Genomic DNA, 18,607 nt, shown 5'->3' on the forward strand with positions numbered 1-18,607 from the left:
AAATGGATGTTCTTAACGAAGTGAAAGCGAAAGTAAAGCAAGCAATTAAAGAGGCTGTTCTAGCGGCAGGTATCGTCTCCGAGGAGCAACTGCCAGAAATCATTCTAGAAGTGCCGAAAGAGAAGACACATGGCGATTTCGCGACGAATGTAGCGATGCAGCTGACGCGTATTGCGAAGCAGAATCCGAGACAAATTGCCGAGCAAATCATCGCCAACCTGAACAAGGATGAAGCGAGTATTGCGCAAGCGGAAATTGCGGGCCCAGGCTTTATCAATTTTAAAATGAATCAAGTCTACCTCTACCCGGTGATTGCTGATGTGGCGAAGCTTGGTGAACGCTATGGAGAATCAAACGTAGGACAAGGGCTCAAAGTGCAAGTAGAGTTCGTTAGCGCGAATCCTACAGGTTCCCTTCACTTGGGACATGCACGCGGCGCAGCTGTTGGTGATGTTCTTTGTAACGTATTAGATCTAGCAGGCTATGACGTTTCTCGTGAATACTACATTAATGATGCGGGGAATCAAGTCGTCAATTTGGCGAAATCCATCGAAGCACGCTATCTGCAAGCGCTTGGACAAGAAGCGGAAATGCCAGAGGATGGCTATTTTGGTGAAGATATCAAAGGCTTTGCAACGGAACTCGCAGCTTCAGAAGGTGATCGTCTACTGAGTTTGTCGGACGAAGAACGTCGTGCTTATTTCCGCACCTATGGACTTGAGAAAGAGCTAGACAAAATCAAACGCGACTTAGGCCGCTTCGGTGTTCATTTTGACCACTGGTTCTCCGAGACGTCCATCTATGAAGATAATCTCATTCCGCCTGTGCTTCAAGAGCTGCGGGATAATGGTCATATCTATGAAGAAGAGGGCGCAACATGGTTGAATACGACACCGCTTGGGGATGACAAGAACCGTGTTCTGATTAAGAACGACGGATCCTTCACCTACCTTACGCCGGACATCGCGTACCACCGTAATAAATTCGGACGCGGCTACGACCGCTTAATTAATATTTGGGGCGCAGATCATCATGGCTACATTCCGCGTATGAAAGCGGCTATGACGGCCCTTGGTTTTGAAGCAGACCGCCTCGTTGTGCTAATCGCCCAAATGGTGAGCTTATTCCAGAATGGTGAAAAGGTTAAAATGTCCAAACGTACCGGCAAAGCCGTTACGATGGAAGACTTGATGGACGAAGTCGGCGTTGACCCGATTCGTTATTTCTTCGCAATGCGGAGTATGGACTCGCATTTGGATTTTGACATGGACTTGGCGGTCTCCCAGTCCAATGAGAATCCCGTGTTCTATGTGCAATATGCCCATGCACGGATTTGCAGCATCTTCCGCCAGGCGGAAGAGCAGAATATCGCTGTGCTCCCGCTGGAACAGGTGGACCTGTCCCAGCTTACATCGGAAGCCGAGTTCGACTTGCTGCGCAAGATCGGCGAGCTTCCGGAAGAGATCGCCATTGCTGCTGAGCAGTACACGCCGCACCGCATGATCCGCTATGTCTACGAACTGGCAAGCCAGTTCCATAGCTACTATAGAGGCCACTACGTCATCACAGATGACGCAGCCTTAACCCAAGCACGCCTCGCGTTGCTCGGCGCGCTCCGCACGACCCTAGCCAACACGCTTCGCGTGGTTGGCGTATCGGCCCCTGAGCGGATGTAACACCCGCTCAGCCAGAAGAAGCTCCCCTTGACCACTGGTCAGAAGGGGAGCTTCTTCTTTTTCGACAAGCGCAGGAGGTACCCTCTGCGCTTACGCCGTAAGGCGCTGCGGCAGTTGTCTCCTGCAGCGCCAGCTATTCTTGCCCCGCCGCGCGGATCGCTCGCTGAGCGTTCAATTGCCCGGGCTGCCACCGGGCATTCGGGCGCTTGCTCAGCGGGAATGCGCAGCGGCGCAGCGCATTTTTGATTTGCTGCGGCGACATGGAGCGGATGGACAGCATTAAGGCAATAACGCCGCTTACATGCGCTGTTGCCATCGACGTGCCGCTGAGCTCGTTATATTTGCCGCCGATCCAAGCCGAATACACGCGCTCACCGGGCGCATAAATGTCGATTTGTGCTCCGCGATTGCTGAATGGAGCAATCCGCCCTGTGCGTGTAGTAGCGCCTACGGAGACAACGTGGGGGAACCGAGCAGGGTAATCAATGGTTTTCTTCCGGCCATCATTACCAGAGGAGGCTACAATAACCTTTCCTCGGTAGTAAGCGTTCAAAACCGCTTGCTCCAGTGCAGGATTGTACGTTTTCATACCGAAACTCATATTAATAATATCGAGGTCATTTTGGACGCACCAATCAATACCGGCGATGATATCGGATACATAGGCGCTTCCATTTTGGTCAAAAGCTTTAACAGGATGAATAATCGCTCGGGGAGCTACACCGATAATGCCGGAGTTTCGGCCAGTTGCCGCAATGGTACCCGCGATGTGTGTGCCATGCCCGTTATCATCATGAGGCATGAGCCTGCGATTTAATAAGTTGATGCCATGCGAGATCGAGTTTTGCAAATCAGGATGTTTATAGTCGATGCCGGTATCGATGACGCCGATGTGAATATTTTTGCCGACAGATTTGCTCCAGATCTCAGGAGCACCGATTTGATCAACTCCCCAAGGAATGGTGCGTGTGCGTGAGTTGGATAGAATTGTAGCTCGTTTCGGTACGGTCTTTCTACTTTTAACTTTATTTATAGTTAATTTCGTATCCGTTTCGATACGTGTCGTGCTTGAGAAGCTTCTGAGTTTTGTATCCGGACACAATGTACAGGAAAAGGCCTGAATAATGTCTAGAGGCAGAACCAGGGATAGTCTGGGGAGTTCAGACGTCAAGCGTAGGAGCTCTGACTTGCAGGCCAAGTAGTCTGTCTTTGAGGTGAAATGGATAAGGTGCTTTCTAGCTGGTTGTTTAGTAAGACCTAGATCTTCATGAAGCAGATGAAGAAAGGTGGCTGTATCCATCGTGCCATCCCCCCGTTACAGCATATAATCATATCTCCCCTATCCTATGTACAGGTCATCGTACTTGACCGTGTCATCGCCTTTATAGAGGATGTTAAAAAGTCCAATTTTGATTACGAAGTAGTCCAAGATGCATATTCGACATCGAAAATTGAATGTAGCAGGAAATTCCAGTGCTCACGTAGCTTCCACTACGCTCCGCTTCTCATTTGCTAGCTTCTTTCAAGCTTCTCGGTGCTGAAAACCAGACATGTTAACTCGCACTTATAGAAATAAATGGGTGCAGGGCCGTGTCAGATGCGTAGGTTCAACATAGGATACATAGAGAGGCGCGGGCAGGAGTGTCTCTTTCTCAGGTAGTGGAAACGACTGCTGTTCAGCAGCAAGCGGTTCCTTAGGGTACAGTCGCAGGCGGAGGGGGACCTTCGCCTGTATTCCTTTTCACAATAGACAATAAATAGGCTTATTTCATGGTAAACGCACTTGACCTAAGAGGTCGGTGTAGACGTTTATTGTGAACTATAGCATTTATCGTATCACTTCATAATTCGGCTATAATTTTAGATAAACGCATCCGTCCAAGCAGGTCGGATTAGCCGTTTATTTCAGGGTAGTTGCAATTTTAGAAAAAATAGGTTTTACTTAATGAAGATATTGGTTATGGTAGATAACGTAGTCAAGAAATGATCGAAAAGGATGTGCCTTAGATGAGCAGCGAATACACACTCAAAATCACCACAGAGCAAGCACGCGAAATGCCCATGGTGGATTTGGCGTTCGAATTGCTGAAGTCGGCGAATACGCCGTTTTACTACCGTGAACTTATGGCTGAAATTGCTAAAATAAAAGGGCTTTCTGAAGATAATGTCATGAATGTGATTGCCCAACTATATACGGAGATCAACATCGATGGACGTTTTGCTTGTGTAGGTACAAACCTATGGGGCTTGAAACGTTGGTATCCAGTTGAAAAGTCCGACGATGCGGTTGGAAACGCGAAGCGTCCTAGAATTATCAACGACGAAGATGATGATCTGGATGAAGACGTTTATGCGGAAGAAGAAGATACATACGCAGAAGAAGACGAGTATGATGCATTTGGTACCGAAACCGAAGAGGAAGAAGAAGCGGAAGAGGATACTGAATTCTTCGAAGATGAAGAAATCGAAGAGGATCTTGGCGAAGCGGGTATTGAAGAGAGCGATGATACTGAGGATGACGTAGATGATTTGGATTCCGATGAGGATGAAGAAGATTTGGATGAAGACGACGAAGACGACAAATAACTTGTCTTGACAGTCCCTATACGTTCAGAGTAAACTATTGCATGGGCTTTAAAAGAATCTTAACAATTCGCGCATGCGTTCAAAAAGTGCCCCGTCACTACGGGTGTCACTTTTTTTTGTTTTTTTGCGCTTTTTTTTTGTGATTTGTTCATGAAAACACTTATTTAGCAGAAGCTAATGCTATTACACCTTTGTTCTGGCGACACCCAAGAGCTTATGCTGATGAAGCCAGTTTTCTAGCACCTTTTTACACGTATCTTCATGATTATTACGAAGCCAGTTTTCTGGCGAAAACTTAGCGGTGATGCTTACCAAGTCAGTTTCATACTAAAACTTTTAGGAGGCGTACATAGTGACAAAATACATTTTCGTTACGGGAGGCGTAGTTTCATCCCTTGGCAAAGGAATTACCGCAGCTTCCTTAGGAAGACTGCTTAAGAACAGAGGTTTGAAAGTTACAATCCAGAAGTTCGATCCTTACATTAACGTGGACCCAGGAACCATGAGTCCTTACCAGCATGGGGAAGTTTTCGTAACAGACGATGGTGCAGAAACGGATTTGGATTTAGGTCATTATGAGCGTTTTATCGACATTAATTTGTCCAAAAGCTCGAACGTGACATCAGGTAAAGTATACTCTTCTGTTATTACCAAAGAGCGCAGAGGTGAATACCTAGGTGGAACTGTACAGGTTATCCCTCATATTACGAATGAAATCAAAGAGCGTGTTATTCGCGCAGGTCGTGAAGCTGGGTCCGATGTCGTTATTACTGAAATCGGTGGTACAGTCGGGGACATTGAAAGCTTGCCGTTCCTCGAAGCAATTCGTCAAATGAAAAATGATATCGGCCGCGAGAATGTCATGTACATTCACGTTACGTTGATTCCTTATATCAAAGCTGCTGGAGAAGTCAAAACAAAACCAACGCAACATAGTGTTAAAGAACTGCGCGGCCTTGGTATTCAACCACACGTAATTGTTTGCCGTACAGAACATTCTTTGACAGAAGATATGAAGCGTAAGCTCGCTTTGTTCTGTGATATCGATCCAGCTGCAGTTATTGAATGTAAAGATGCAGAAACGTTGTATGAAGTACCGATGATGCTTCGTGAGCAAGGTCTTGATGATTATGTTGTGAATCACTTGAAGCTTTCAACGAATCAACCCGATATGACTGAATGGGAGAGCCTTGTTCGCAAGGTGAAATCCTTAACGAAGAAGACCGAGATTGCCATCGTTGGGAAGTACGTAGCTCTTCATGATGCTTATCTTAGTATTGTAGAAGCACTTGGACATGCTGGTATTGACAATGACTCCGAGATCGATATCCGTTGGGTCAATGCCGAAGATATCTACGATCATAATGTGCATTCACTGCTTTCTGGTGTGCAAGGTATCCTTGTACCAGGTGGATTTGGTGATCGCGGGATTGAAGGAAAAGTAGCTGCCATTCGTTATGCACGTGAGAAAGAAATTCCATTCTTCGGTATTTGTTTGGGGATGCAGGTTGCAGTTATCGAATACGCACGTTCGGTTTGTGGATTGGATGGCGCGAATAGCTCCGAGATTAATCCAACAACTGCATATCCAGTAATTGATCTTTTACCAGAGCAGAAGGATATTGAGAATCTAGGCGGTACGATGCGTTTAGGTCTATACCCTTGTAAATTGACGCCTGGATCACTTGCTGCGACTACCTATAATGATGAGCTAGTTTACGAAAGACATCGTCACCGGTACGAATTTAATAATGAATACCGTGAATTGGTTGAATCTGCTGGTCTGCGTATTTCTGGTACATCACCAGATGGTCGTCTGGTTGAAATGGTGGAGCTTCCTGGTCACCCTTGGTTCTTGGCTGTACAATTCCACCCGGAATTTACGTCCCGTCCGAACCGTCCACAGCCACTTTTCCGTGAATTCGTGAGAGCTGCACAATCGATCGCTCGTTAAAATTTTACGGTACTGATGCAGGGGGCTCTCTCCTGATAATCAACTTTTATGTAAAACTTTTCAAAATAAATGCTCTCCTCGGAAGGAATACGAAAATGAATAGCGAATATCTTGACTCATAGGTTTGGAACTTGTTATTCGTTTTCGGGAGGGGACTTGGCTGATGAAGAAAAAAGTGTTGGTTGTGGATGATCAAAATGGAATTCGTGTACTCCTCATGGAAGTGTTCAGTAACGAAGGGTACGATACCTATCAAGCCTCCAATGGCAAGTTGGCCTTGGAAATCGTTAGAAATGTTTCGCCGGATCTCATACTACTAGATATGAAAATTCCTGGTATGGACGGACTTGATATTTTGAAACATGTGAAAGAAATTGATGTCTCTATCAAAGTCATCATGATGACGGCATATGGTGAGCTGGATATGATCAAAGAAGCGACGGATTTAGGTGCGATCATGCATTTTACGAAGCCATTTGATATTGATGAGCTGCGTCTTGCTGTTAATATGCAATTAAGTAATGAATCCAGCAGTGGTTTTGCAGTAGGATCCTAGTTATAGGGTCTTTTTTTGCATATAGGCTGTATAAGTTTCACATACTAGTTTCGCTATTTGCTTAGATAAACGCTTCCATTTTAGAAAGACGGTGGAGGCGTTTATTTTAGTTGTGGAAAAATGAAGGCTTGGTTATCATTTGAAAAGTTATGTGCTATAATAACTCAGGTATGAACAGAGAGCGGTATGCGCATCTACTAAAGAGGTTCTAGGAGGAAGAGAAACATGGCATTGGTTTCAATGAATGAATTTTTACCTAAGGCAAAAGCAGGGAAATACGCGGTTGGTCAATTTAACATGAACAATCTTGAGTTTGCTCAAGCGATTGTGGAAGCAGCAATCGAACTGAACTCCCCGTTCATTTATGGTGTTAGCGAAGGCGCACTGAAATATATGGGCATCGAGTTTACAGTAGCTATTGCAGAAGCAGCAGCTAAGAAATCCGGTCTTCCGATCGCATTGCACTTAGACCACGGTAGTTCGTTTGAAGTAGCAATGAAATGTATCCGTGCAGGATTCAGCTCCGTAATGTTCGATGGTTCCCACTATTCTTTCGAAGAAAACATTCGTTTGACGAAAGAAGTTGTTAAAGCTGCTCGTGCTATGGGCGTATCCGTTGAGGGTGAGCTTGGAACAATTGGTGGCGTTGAGGATGACATTTCGGTCGATGAAGAGCACGCTAACCTTGCAAAACCAGAAGAAGCGATTCGTTTCTACGAAGAAACAGGCGTGGATTGTTTGGCAATCGCAGTAGGTACTGCACATGGTATGTACGCTGGCGAGCCTAACATTCACTTTGATATTATTGAAGCAGTTACTAAAGCCATTCCAGTTCCAGTTGTATTGCACGGTGGATCCGGCGTTCCAGACGAAATGATTCGTAGATCAATTGCAGCAGGCGTTGGCAAAATCAACGTGAACACAGAGAACCAAGTGGCTTGCACAGAAAGCATCCGCGCAGCTCTGAACAAAGATGCTAAAATTTATGATCCTCGTAAATATCTAACCCCAGCTCGTAACGCTATGATCGAAGTAGTAAAATCCAAAATTCAATTGTTCGGAAGCAGCAACCAAGCTTAATTCCAAATTGTATAGACAGGATAGGAAATGCAGTAATACACAGATGGATGGTCGACAATCGTTGCCGTCTGTCTGTGTCATTGCGGGCGTTTCCTTCTTCTATTTGTTGTATTTTACCTCGCACTCATCATTTACTTCCTTATTTTGTGGAATTCCGTCGAATCATTGTGAGTTTTAGTAGAATTTGTTGATTGAACGTTAGTGAGAAGGCACCTGGTTTAGGGGGAGAAGTATGTTGGAGAAATTAATGGTGGTTGGTGGACGCCCACTACGGGGAACGGTTCAGATTAGTGGAGCAAAGAATAGTGCCATTGCACTTATTCCAGCCGCAGTACTTGCAGAAACACCAGTAACGTTGGATAATCTTCCACATTTAAGCGATGTGGCTATATATACAGAAATTTTGACTGATTTAGGAGCGACAATCGATTGGAACGAAGATCGGATGACGATTGATCCGACCCATATGAAGCCTATGGCTATGCCGAATGGCAAAGTGAAGAAACTGCGTGCTTCCTATTATTTAATGGGTGCACTTCTGGGTAGATTTGGCGAGGCAACGATTGGTCTTCCAGGTGGATGTAATTTCGAACCGCGTCCGATTGATCTTCATATTAAAGGATTCGAAGCACTTGGCGCTGTAGTTAGTAACGAGAACGGTGCCCTTCATATTCGTGCCAAGGAACTGCGTGGCGCTAAGATTTATTTAGATATGGCAAGTGTAGGCGCTACGATTAATATTATGCTGGCTGCTTCACGTGCTAAGGGTTTGACTACGATTGAAAATGCGGCGAAAGAGCCTGAAATTATAGATGTAGCAACACTTTTGAATTCCATGGGTGCGAAAATCAAGGGAGCTGGTACGGATACGATCCGTATAGAAGGGGTTTCTGAACTTCATGGCTGCCGCCACTCCATTATCCCTGACCGTATTCAGGCGGGGACGTATATGATTGCTGCTGCGGCGACGCGCGGTGATGTTACGGTTGATAATGTGATTCCGAAGCATCTGGAAGCATTGACAGCGAAGTTGCAAGAAATGGGCGTTCATGTCTACGAAATGGATGAATCTATTCGCATTGTCGGTCAGCCTATCTATGAAAGCGTAGATGTGAAAGCATTAATTTACCCTGGGTTTGCAACGGATCTGCAGTCTCCAATGGCTAGTCTGTTGTGCCAAGCCAAAGGTGTTAGTATTTTAACTGACCACGTATATAGCAATCGTTTTAAGCACATTCCAGAGCTTGTGCGCATGGGCGCGAAAATGAAGGTTGAAGGACGTTCTGCTATCATTGAAGGCTCCCAGTTGAGTTCGGCCAAAGTAAGAGCGACGGATCTTCGCGCAGGTGCTTCTCTGGTGATTGCAGGTTTGAGTGTTATGACTGGTGGAATTACTGAAGTGTCAGGTGTAGAGTTCATTGATCGCGGATATGAGAATTTAGTATTCAATCTATCTTCCCTAGGAGCCGAAGTTTGGCGTGAGAACGAGGAATAAAGTACCAGACAACAGGCAATGCTAGAATCCAATTGAAAATTTAATAGTTTGGTGGTTGAAACATGAGCATGCAGCTTGCTGAGCTTGAAGTACTCAAGCTTACTGAATTATATAAACTAGCTAAGAAACATCAGATTCCTTATTACGGTACGCTGAAGAAAAGAGAACTCATTTTTGCCATTTTACGTGCACAAGCAGCAGAGAGCGGTTTCCTGTTCATGCAAGGTGTTTTGGAAATTTTGCAGGAAGGGTTTGGATTCTTGCGTCCAATTAACTATCTTCCTAGCGCAGAGGATATTTATATTTCAGCCTCTCAAATTCGCAAATTCGATTTGCGTTCAGGGGATATCGTATCCGGTAAATGCCGTCCGCCGAAAGAAAATGAACGTTATTTTGGCTTGCTTCAAGTTGAAGCAGTCAACGGAGAGAAGCCTGAGACTGCTGCAGAGCGCTTGCACTTCCCGGCGCTAACACCGCTGTATCCGGACACTCGGATTACGCTTGAGACAGAGCCGAACAAGATCTCCATGCGGATCATGGACTTGCTTGCCCCGGTAGGTCTCGGACAGCGTGGACTTGTCGTTGCCCCTCCTAAAGCAGGGAAGACGTTGTTACTCAAAGAAATTGCAAATAGTATTTCTACGAATTATCCGGAGATTGAGCTGTTTGTCCTGTTGATTGACGAGCGACCTGAGGAAGTTACGGATATGCAGCGTTCTGTCAAAGGTGAAGTTGTCGCTTCAACATTTGATGAGCTTCCTGAGAATCATATTAAAGTCGCCGAGCTTGTTCTAGAACGGGCTATGCGTTTAGTTGAACATAAGAAAGATGTCGTTATTCTACTCGATAGTATTACGCGCTTAGCAAGAGCGTATAACCTCGTCGTACCGCCTTCAGGCCGGACGTTGTCCGGTGGTGTTGATCCCGCTGCTTTCCACCGTCCTAAACGTTTTTTCGGAGCTGCTCGTAACATTGAAGAAGGTGGCAGCTTAACCATTCTTGCTACAGCACTCGTTGAAACAGGTTCCCGTATGGATGACGTCATTTATGAAGAATTTAAAGGGACAGGTAATCTGGAACTTCATCTCGATCGCAAAATGGCGGAACGTCGTATCTTCCCTGCTATTGATATTCGTCGTTCAGGAACTCGTCGTGAGGAAGCATTGCTTGGTAAAGATGAGCTCGAGAAAGTATGGGCACTTCGCAAAGGTATGAATGATTCGCATGAATATACCGAAGCTTTTATTAAGAAGCTTGCGGATACGAAGACGAATCAAGAGTTTTTGGACTCGTTGGCATCCCCAGTGGCGGGAGCACCGTCCCAGCAACATAAAGGCAAAGTCAAAAACTCAGCATCTTAAGCTTTAGTTAAACGACACCTACTAAGAAGGTTGGCGTGGCCGTTTACTTTAACGTACAAAGAGGAGTACCGTTATGAACTTGGTTTATTCAGATTCACAAGGAAATGTATTTGATCATCCTGATTATTTCGCACTTGGTCGAAATGCAGAAATGATCACCGAAATATTAGATGAAGAACTGATCCCTCTTCCTGAGGGTTCAACACTCGTTAGTCTACCTTTCACGCGTCCTGTGGGCATTGATGCCGCAACAGGGGAAATGAAGCTGGTAGAGGGTGATTACCACGCGGTGGGAGCGTTGCTTCCACAAGGCTTCACACGGCTGCTTCTCCCAGGGTATGTGAAATCCGATAAGACGAAGGCATTGCCTCTGTTCGGTTATACCGCTGTCGTGTGGAAAGAAGACGGCTTCTACGTAGCCGCGCGGCTGACTGATAATCCATACTTCTGGAATCCGATTCATTGTGATCCAGATGAGCTCGAGGTTGAAGTCAAACGGCTAGTTGCCAAGTACCCGGAGAATCGGTTGTATGCGCATTTGTCCAACTGTGCACTAGGCTACGAGTGCTTGACCGCTTCGAACACGTTCCTACAACGTTGGGAAGGGGCTGTCCCTGTTTCCTACTCCTGTAATGCAGGATGCTTCGGATGTATTTCGGAGCAGCCAGACGAAAGTGGCTTTGTTGCACCGCAAACGCGGATGAATTTCAAGCCAAAGGTCGAAGAAATTACGGAGATCATGTTGGAACATCTACGTACACCAGAGAGTATTATCTCCTTCGGTCAAGGGTGTGAAGGGGAACCGAGCACGCAGGCTGTCATCATTATTGATGCCATCAAGCGGGTGCGTGAGCAAACGAAGATGGGCTACATCAATATCAATACGAATGCGGGCCTTACGGACCATATTCGCGGCATTGTGGATGCGGGGCTAGATCTAATGCGTGTAAGTACGATTAGCGCTTTGGATGATCACTACAACGCTTATTACAAGCCAAGAGCGTATACACTTAAGAACGTCGAGAAATCCCTTCGCTATGCAACCGATAAAGGGGTTATTACATCGATTAACTATCTTGTATTCCCTGGTGTTACAGATCGGGAAGAAGAGATCGAAGCGATGATCGAATTTGTACGCAGAACGGGATTGAAATTGATACAATTGCGCAACCTGAATATTGACCCTGAGAGCTATCTAAGCATTATCCCTAAGGCTCAAGGAGAATTGCTAGGTATGAAGCAAATGATCGAGATTTTTGAACAAGAATTACCGGATGTAGTCATTGGTTCCTACTCCCACACACCGAAGTTTTATACGAGTGATCGTACGCTCACAACGGTGTTATAGACCATCGGAGTGGAAGTATTACCCGATCGATTTTCCATTGCATCTAGAGTTGCGAATATGCTACAATGCAGTAGTACGTCCATTAACTCTGTTTCAGCAAATGATTCAGGGCGGAAAGAGGTGAACCAAATGAAAGCAGGAATTCATCCTACTTATCATGCAACCACAGTGACTTGCGCTTGTGGTAACGTGTTCGAAACGGGTTCAATCAAGCCAAATCTTCGTGTTGAGATTTGCTCCAATTGTCATCCTTTCTACACAGGTAAACAAAAGTTTATCGATGTAGGCGGCCGTGTCGACAAGTTCAAAAAGAAATACGGAATCTAATTGGCATCATTTGCTTGATTGCCAATCAGCATAAGACAACCTCCCTTGGTCATCCTAAGCTTAGGCTTAGAGTCCAATGGGAGGTGTTTTTATGTTCAAGGGTCTAGTTAAGCTTACAGGAGCTGCTATCCTTATAGCGAGTTTAGTAGGTTGTGGCATGTGGACGGGGAACAATAAGAAAACGAATGATGACTCTACGTATAAAGTTCAGAATTATAAGCAAGACGGTATGTTGGGTATCACAAGCGTTAACCCGAATGATCCGCTGAATCCGACTTACCATCATTACGAGGATGATACCAATCTCATGAAGGCTGTGCTTGCTCAACTGCCGGGCATAGAGAAGACCAATATCGCGATCAATGGTCCTTCTGCCAATGTGAGAATTAAACCTCAAGCAGCTTTAACGGCAGCTCAAGTTGATGAACTGCGGTCGCAGGCTCAAATGGCATTAGAGACGAATATGCCGCGGTATAAGATACAAGTAAGAATGGATCGCTAGTTTATTAGTAGTACCGCCTCGGCGGCAGGTAGTTTTTCCCCTTAGGTTGCTATTTGGCAATGAATCAGCTATACTATTTTTACTGTGCTAGACGGGGAGGTAGCGGTGCCCTGTAACTCGCAATCCGCTGTAGCGAGGTTGAATTCCTGTTAGCGGTACTGTGATGTGAGGTCTGGCTTTTACACGTGGTGTTGAGAGTCGGGTCCTTCGCAATGGATGCTCGTGAACCCGGTCAGGTCTGGAAGGAAGCAGCCGTAAGTGAGATGTTTCATGTGCCGAGGGGTTGCCTGATTTGAGCTAACGATAAGAGTTCGCTTGTATCACTTTATCAATAACAGGTGCACGGTGTAATCATACCGTATATGTAAGAACACATAACCGAAACGCCAGCAATTAGGGCGTTTTTTCTTTTGTGTGTAGCAGGAAAAATATGACTTTACAGAGAATTTTTATATAATACATACATGGACTGATGCAGCTCGAAGATGTTCGAAAAGAGAAAGTGAAGGAGCTGTTGACATGCCCATTCATTCGCCTCAGATGTACTCGGTATCGATGAACGAACTGCGCAAACTGTTCAATCACAGCATACAAACCGGTATGGTAATGGTTGATGAGGATGAGAAGTTGTTACTTGTCACGGATCAGCTCTTGAAAGTTTCAGGATATTCAGCCGATGAAATTACCGGTGTTCCCTGCCCTCAATTTTTTAAAATGAGGGCTACTCTACGTGAGTTATACGAATTTCATTTTAGAGATGAAGCGGATGTGGGGGAGTGGCCACATGGTTTTCTACTAGGGAAGAATGGGGAAATGATCTATTTTCAGTTTTCCATGCTCAAGCTCCAATGTGAGGATAGAAGTATATATTTATTATCATTGAAAAATAAAGAAGAAGGAACAGCGTTAAACTTGCTGCAGCGCTTTTCGGATGCCTTTTTGAAAGATATCAATTTAGGCGTGTTATTAATTAATATGGATTACCGACTTGCTGACATTAGTGATCGAGCCTGCCAAATGCTGGCCATGGAGAAAGAACATATTCGCAATAAGTCGCTGGATGAGATTTTTGCCACAGTTCCGAGCCAGCACCAGCTCGTGCAGCGAACGATTCTGAATGGAGCGATAGTTCGCAATCACGCCGTTTCCTGGACGAACAATCAAGAACGGTTTGATTTGTTGCTGGATTCTAATGTTTTGAAGGATAGTCAGGGGAATATTGTGGGGGCTTACATTATTTTCAAAGATGTAACGAATATGCGCTCATTGGAACAAATGGTTCAGCGAAGCGATCGTCTTGCGATGATCGGGCAAATTGCCGCAGGTACAGCACATGAAATCCGTAACCCACTAACGTCAATCAAAGGCTTCTTACAAATGCTGCGCCGAACATTCGGTGACCGTGGCATGGACAAAGAACAGAACTTTACAGATGTCATGCTGGGAGAGATTGATCGGATTAATGCACTAGTGAATGAGTTTCTGATGTTGAGCAAGCCCAAGCATGTGGCCTATGAACGTATTTGTGTGACAGAAGTTCTGCGTGGCATCGTGCCGGTTATTCAGAATGAAGCTATCCTCTACAATGTTCAACTTCATTATGAGGCTTCCACCCACCTCCCTGAGGTGACGGCAGATATTGAGCTATTGAAGCAAGTTTTCTTGAATGTATGCAAAAATGGGATCGAAGCTATGCCCGATGGAGGGATATTGACAATTTCGGGACGTGTAGATACGGCGGAGCGAAATGTGTGTGTGGATATTCATGACACAGGTACGGGGATTCCGATGTTCGTCATTGATAAAATCTTCGATCCCTTCTTCACGACGAAGGATACGGGAACGGGACTTGGGCTCTCCGTATGCCAACGTATCATTCATGATATGGGCGGGACGATTCGTGTAGCTTCCAAAGGCTTTGGAACGACATTTACCATCACGATTCCCTATATGTGATCCTCTATTTCATCCCTTGGAGCGTTATAGTATAATGGATATAGTCAATCCACGCAGGGATTATTGGAGAGGAACACTATGGCACACATTGCTTTGTATCGTACATGGAGGTCGCAGACGTTTCGTGATGTTGTCGGACAGCGGCATATCACACAAACACTGCAGAATTCTTTGCGAGAAAATCGCCTGACCCATGCTTATTTGTTTAATGGCCCCCGTGGTACGGGTAAAACAAGTACAGCCAAAATTTTAGCCAAAGCCATCAACTGCTTAAATGGTCCTTCGGAAGAGCCATGCAACCAATGCTCTGCCTGTGAACGTATCACGGAAGGCGCTGTAATGGACGTTGTTGAGATCGATGCGGCATCCAACCGCGGTGTGGAAGAAATTCGTGATATCCGAGATAAAGTTAAATATGCACCTACCGAAGTTAGGCAGAAAGTGTACATTATTGATGAAGTGCATATGCTGACGACGGAAGCGTTTAATGCCTTATTGAAGACATTGGAAGAGCCGCCGGCGCATGTTATGTTTATTTTAGCGACAACAGAGCCTCATAAGATTCCCGCAACTATTATTTCTCGGTGTCAACGTTTTGATTTCCGTCGCGTTTCCATGGAGGATGAGGTAGGGCGTCTACAGTATGTTTGTGATCAAGAGCGCATTTTGATTGATAAAGAAGCTCTTCACTATATAGCACGATTATCCGACGGCGGGATGCGGGATGCGTTAAGTCTCTTGGATCAGGCTGCATCGTTTGCAACAGGAGAAATACAGCTCGCTGATATTCTGTCGATCACAGGCGGTATTGCTTCCGATCAATTTAAGCGACTAGTTACGTATGTCAAAGAACAGAATCTGGGGGCTGCCCTAGAGTTGATTGATACCTTCATGCAAGAAGGAAAGAGTGCTGATAAGTGTATTGAAAATTTAATTCACTATTTCCGCGATTTGCTGATGGTGCGCATGGTGCCGAATTCACCTGTGATTGCTGAACGCGTATTTGATATGGCAGAGCTCAAGGAGATTGCAAGTCATTTCACCCCTAGTGGGATGATGAGTATGATCGAAACACTGAACCATTATCAGAGTGAGATGAAATATTCGGTACAGCCGCAAACCTTGCTCGAAATCGCCATTATGAAAATAAGCGGAGGCCATCGAGGGGGAGAAGTTAGTTCGGTGGAAGCAGGAGCGCGCCAGCCACAAGGTGATCTTTTCGCGCAAATGACCCAAAGAATGAAACAACTTGAAGATCAACTAGCTCTACTGGTAAAATCGGGAGTGAGTGTTGCTTCGGGTGAAAGTGCTAAGCAAGCGCCTGCGGCAAAAGCTCCTGTTGCCTCGGCACCTTCTAAGAAGTCGGGCCTTAAGCTCGACCCTTACTTGAAGGCATCTGAAGGACCGGAGACGAAGACTGCATTGATGAAGTGGAGTCAAGTGTTAGGTGATGTCAAAGAGAAGAAAATAACCGTTCATGCCTGGTTTGTTAATGGTGATTTGGTGGCTATGCTAGATGATGTTGTTCTTGTCGCATTCAAGAATGATATGCATCGTAATACAACAGAGAAGCCGGAGAATAAAGTCATCATTGAACAAGTACTTTCTTCTGTGTTTGGTAAACCAATGCGATTGCTGACCTTAATGCGTAAGGAATGGGATGATGCGAAGAGTGATGCGACGCACGCCCCGCCTGAAGAGATGGAATTAGTGGCTGAGGATGGTCGCGGAAACGCGGTCAAAGAAGAATGGATATCTGAAGCCATCCAATTGTTTGGTGAAGATCTAGTAACGATTAAAGAAGACTAACAATAAGGGAGCGATCTATAATGAATAACATGAACCAAATGATGAAGCAAGTGAAGAAAATGCAAGAGCAAATGATGAAGGCACAAGAAGAACTAGGCACGAAAATGATTGAAGGAACAGCTGGCGGCGGCGTGGTAACGTGTATCATCAATGGACATAAGAAAGTACAAAGCATCACGATCAAACCAGAAGCGGTGGATCCAGACGATGTTGAAATGCTGCAAGATCTTGTATTGACTGCCGTTAACGACGCAATGTCCAAAGCCGAAGAGATCGCTAACAAAGATATGGGCAAATTCACAGGCGGTATGAATATCCCTGGATTGTTCTAAGACAACCAAGAATCAACGACTCTGTACCATGAAGGAGTACTTCCTTTGTATTACCCCGAACCGATAGCGAAGTTAATCGATGCCTTCTCCCGCTTGCCGGGAGTAGGTCCCAAGACAGCGGGGCGCTTAGCCTTTCACGTCCTTCGAATGAAAGAGGAAGACGTGATTGATTTTGCTAAATCGCTTGTTAATGTAAAACGGAATCTGCATTATTGCTCCGTGTGTTGCAATATTACCGATGTGGATCCTTGTCGTATTTGTCAGGATAAAAGCCGTGATAATTCCGTCATCTGTGTTGTACAGGAACCGAAGGATTTGGTTGCGTTAGAGCGAACCAAAGAATTTGAAGGCTATTATCATGTGCTGCATGGTGCCATTTCTCCTATGGAGGGGATTGGGCCTGATCAAATTCATATCGCAGAATTACTCAAGCGTTTGGGTGACGAAACCGTGCAGGAATTAATTCTGGCAACCAATCCGAATATTGAGGGCGAAGCCACAGCGATGTACTTATCTAGATTGATCAAACCGTTTGGGTTGCGTGTAACTCGTATTGCCCATGGCTTACCGGTAGGCGGCGATTTGGAGTATGCGGATGAAGTAACCTTATCCAAAGCGATGGAAGGCCGCAGGGAATTATAAAAGCATACATGTTAAGGAGAGCTGAGAAGCTCTCTTTTTTTTGCCTAGAAAGTGTTCTAAAAATGCCATGATCCCCATAAGTATAGATCAACCCAATTGTGGGAGGAATGGAGGTTTGCCTATGAAACCGGCTCTATTAGGCATGCGTGGATTTAAGAGTCCGCGAGCGAAGACTGTTAAGGAAGAACTGAAACGGGACAAGATTATGTTGATTCAAGAGATACGTGCTGCGCATCAGACGTGGGTGGCGGCGCAAGCTCACTTTGAGTTCGCTTTGGACAAGGACCAGATCGACTATACAATTTACGCAATGGAAGCGGCAGAGAAGAGATTCGAAATGCTAATCAAACAAGCGAAGCGACTAGGGGTAAGCCTGATTGACAGCGATCATTTAATGGAGGTGTAGAGGATGATTCTTAAATATGCCATTTGGGGGGTGTTGATACTCTCCTTGCTCATGTTAGTGATGATTGTATTCAGAAGCCGAGGTGGTGGTAGGCTAGTAGCATCATTAGGTTTGAATATAGTAGTTGCAGCTTTTCTGTTATACATACTGAATCTATTGAGTGGGTACACGCATATCGAACTGCCAATTAACACAGCTACATTAGGGACGGCTACTATATTGGGGATCCCCGGTGTTATACTGCTAATTGGTGTAAAATGGGCTTTGCTCTAGCTGTAAATATAATACATCTGATATTAGGTTGACTCGGCTGCGGCATCTGTGTTATCTTATAAAAGTTGCCGCTGAGACATGCAGAAATACAAAAGTAACTTGAGAAAAACAAGTTGCAAAAGAAAAGTAACTATGTTATATTGGTCTTCTGGCTTTCGAAAGAGAGCAGGTTGGACAAGAGTGATTGATCTTTGAAAACTGAACAACGAGTGAGTAAGCACAGTCGAGTAATCGACTATAAAAGAGATTGCAAAATCTCGCTAGCTTCAAATGAGCAATTAAGCTTTTTCAAATAGGACGAGCA

The 18,607-nt window shown here is 45.2% G+C and carries 17 protein-coding genes and 1 other RNA gene; 17 read left to right on the forward strand and 1 reads right to left on the reverse strand.

The features are described from left to right. Positions 1–2 precede the first annotated feature (2 nt). Positions 3–1,676, forward strand: coding sequence for an arginine--tRNA ligase (argS, locus tag HQN88_RS34565; protein WP_173120838.1), 1,674 nt, complete (start codon positions 3–5; stop codon positions 1,674–1,676). A 133-nt stretch (positions 1,677–1,809) separates the two neighbouring features. On the opposite strand, the gene HQN88_RS34570 is transcribed toward argS, so the two are convergent. Next, a complete protein-coding gene (locus HQN88_RS34570; RefSeq protein WP_173120840.1) occupies positions 1,810–2,976 on the reverse strand; it encodes a S8 family peptidase in 1,167 nt (388 codons plus the stop codon). A gap of 707 nt (positions 2,977–3,683) precedes the next feature. Between HQN88_RS34570 and rpoE the strand changes: the two genes are divergently transcribed. The 16 genes from rpoE (at position 3,684) to HQN88_RS34650 (ending at position 18,303) form a co-directional block, all read left to right on the forward strand. After that, positions 3,684–4,262, forward strand: a complete 579-nt coding sequence (rpoE, locus tag HQN88_RS34575; protein WP_173120842.1) for a DNA-directed RNA polymerase subunit delta — start codon at positions 3,684–3,686, stop codon at positions 4,260–4,262. A 352-nt stretch (positions 4,263–4,614) separates the two neighbouring features. Next, positions 4,615–6,216, forward strand: coding sequence for a CTP synthase (locus HQN88_RS34580; RefSeq protein ID WP_173120844.1), 1,602 nt, complete (start codon positions 4,615–4,617; stop codon positions 6,214–6,216). Positions 6,217–6,379: 163 nt separating this feature from the next. Further along, entirely contained in the window at positions 6,380–6,772 is a 393-nt protein-coding gene (locus tag HQN88_RS34585; protein WP_173120846.1) for a response regulator, read from the forward strand. 225 nt (positions 6,773–6,997) lie between these two features. Further along, positions 6,998–7,852 carry a class II fructose-1,6-bisphosphate aldolase gene (gene fba / locus HQN88_RS34590; RefSeq protein WP_057311090.1) on the forward strand — a complete coding sequence of 285 codons (855 nt, stop codon included), beginning with the start codon at positions 6,998–7,000 and terminating at the stop codon, positions 7,850–7,852. A 235-nt stretch (positions 7,853–8,087) separates the two neighbouring features. After that, the gene (locus HQN88_RS34595) at positions 8,088–9,347 is read left to right on the forward strand and encodes a UDP-N-acetylglucosamine 1-carboxyvinyltransferase (RefSeq protein ID WP_056622721.1); all 1,260 of its coding nucleotides are present in this window, start codon (positions 8,088–8,090) and stop codon (positions 9,345–9,347) included. A 62-nt stretch (positions 9,348–9,409) separates the two neighbouring features. Next, positions 9,410–10,708, forward strand: a complete 1,299-nt coding sequence (gene rho, locus HQN88_RS34600) for a transcription termination factor Rho (protein ID WP_173120848.1) — start codon at positions 9,410–9,412, stop codon at positions 10,706–10,708. Positions 10,709–10,781: 73 nt separating this feature from the next. Then, positions 10,782–12,056, forward strand: a complete 1,275-nt coding sequence (locus HQN88_RS34605; RefSeq protein WP_173120850.1) for a radical SAM family protein — start codon at positions 10,782–10,784, stop codon at positions 12,054–12,056. Positions 12,057–12,185: 129 nt separating this feature from the next. After that, entirely contained in the window at positions 12,186–12,383 is a 198-nt protein-coding gene (gene rpmE, locus HQN88_RS34610) for a 50S ribosomal protein L31 (protein WP_056621960.1), read from the forward strand. Positions 12,384–12,474: 91 nt separating this feature from the next. Further along, positions 12,475–12,885 carry a hypothetical protein gene (locus tag HQN88_RS34615; RefSeq protein WP_173120852.1) on the forward strand — a complete coding sequence of 137 codons (411 nt, stop codon included), beginning with the start codon at positions 12,475–12,477 and terminating at the stop codon, positions 12,883–12,885. A gap of 82 nt (positions 12,886–12,967) precedes the next feature. Beyond that, positions 12,968–13,231, forward strand: an RNA gene (gene ffs, locus HQN88_RS34620) — signal recognition particle sRNA large type. A 173-nt stretch (positions 13,232–13,404) separates the two neighbouring features. Then, positions 13,405–14,841, forward strand: a complete 1,437-nt coding sequence (locus HQN88_RS34625; protein WP_337995172.1) for an ATP-binding protein — start codon at positions 13,405–13,407, stop codon at positions 14,839–14,841. Between the two features lie 78 nt (positions 14,842–14,919). Beyond that, complete coding sequence (dnaX, locus tag HQN88_RS34630) at positions 14,920–16,650, forward strand: DNA polymerase III subunit gamma/tau (RefSeq protein WP_173120854.1); 1,731 nt, start codon at positions 14,920–14,922, stop codon at positions 16,648–16,650. A gap of 20 nt (positions 16,651–16,670) precedes the next feature. Then, positions 16,671–16,982 (forward strand): YbaB/EbfC family nucleoid-associated protein, encoded by a 312-nt coding sequence (locus tag HQN88_RS34635; protein ID WP_028555044.1) that lies wholly within the window; start codon positions 16,671–16,673, stop codon positions 16,980–16,982. 45 nt (positions 16,983–17,027) lie between these two features. After that, the gene (gene recR / locus HQN88_RS34640) at positions 17,028–17,624 is read left to right on the forward strand and encodes a recombination mediator RecR (RefSeq protein WP_056621953.1); all 597 of its coding nucleotides are present in this window, start codon (positions 17,028–17,030) and stop codon (positions 17,622–17,624) included. A 121-nt stretch (positions 17,625–17,745) separates the two neighbouring features. Further along, positions 17,746–18,030 (forward strand): DUF2508 family protein, encoded by a 285-nt coding sequence (locus HQN88_RS34645; RefSeq protein ID WP_063795704.1) that lies wholly within the window; start codon positions 17,746–17,748, stop codon positions 18,028–18,030. 3 nt (positions 18,031–18,033) lie between these two features. After that, positions 18,034–18,303 (forward strand): pro-sigmaK processing inhibitor BofA family protein, encoded by a 270-nt coding sequence (locus tag HQN88_RS34650; protein ID WP_173120856.1) that lies wholly within the window; start codon positions 18,034–18,036, stop codon positions 18,301–18,303. Positions 18,304–18,607 lie beyond the last annotated feature (304 nt).

This window comes from Paenibacillus qinlingensis (assembly GCF_013204845.1).
Classification (GTDB): domain Bacteria; phylum Bacillota; class Bacilli; order Paenibacillales; family NBRC-103111; genus Paenibacillus_E; species Paenibacillus_E qinlingensis.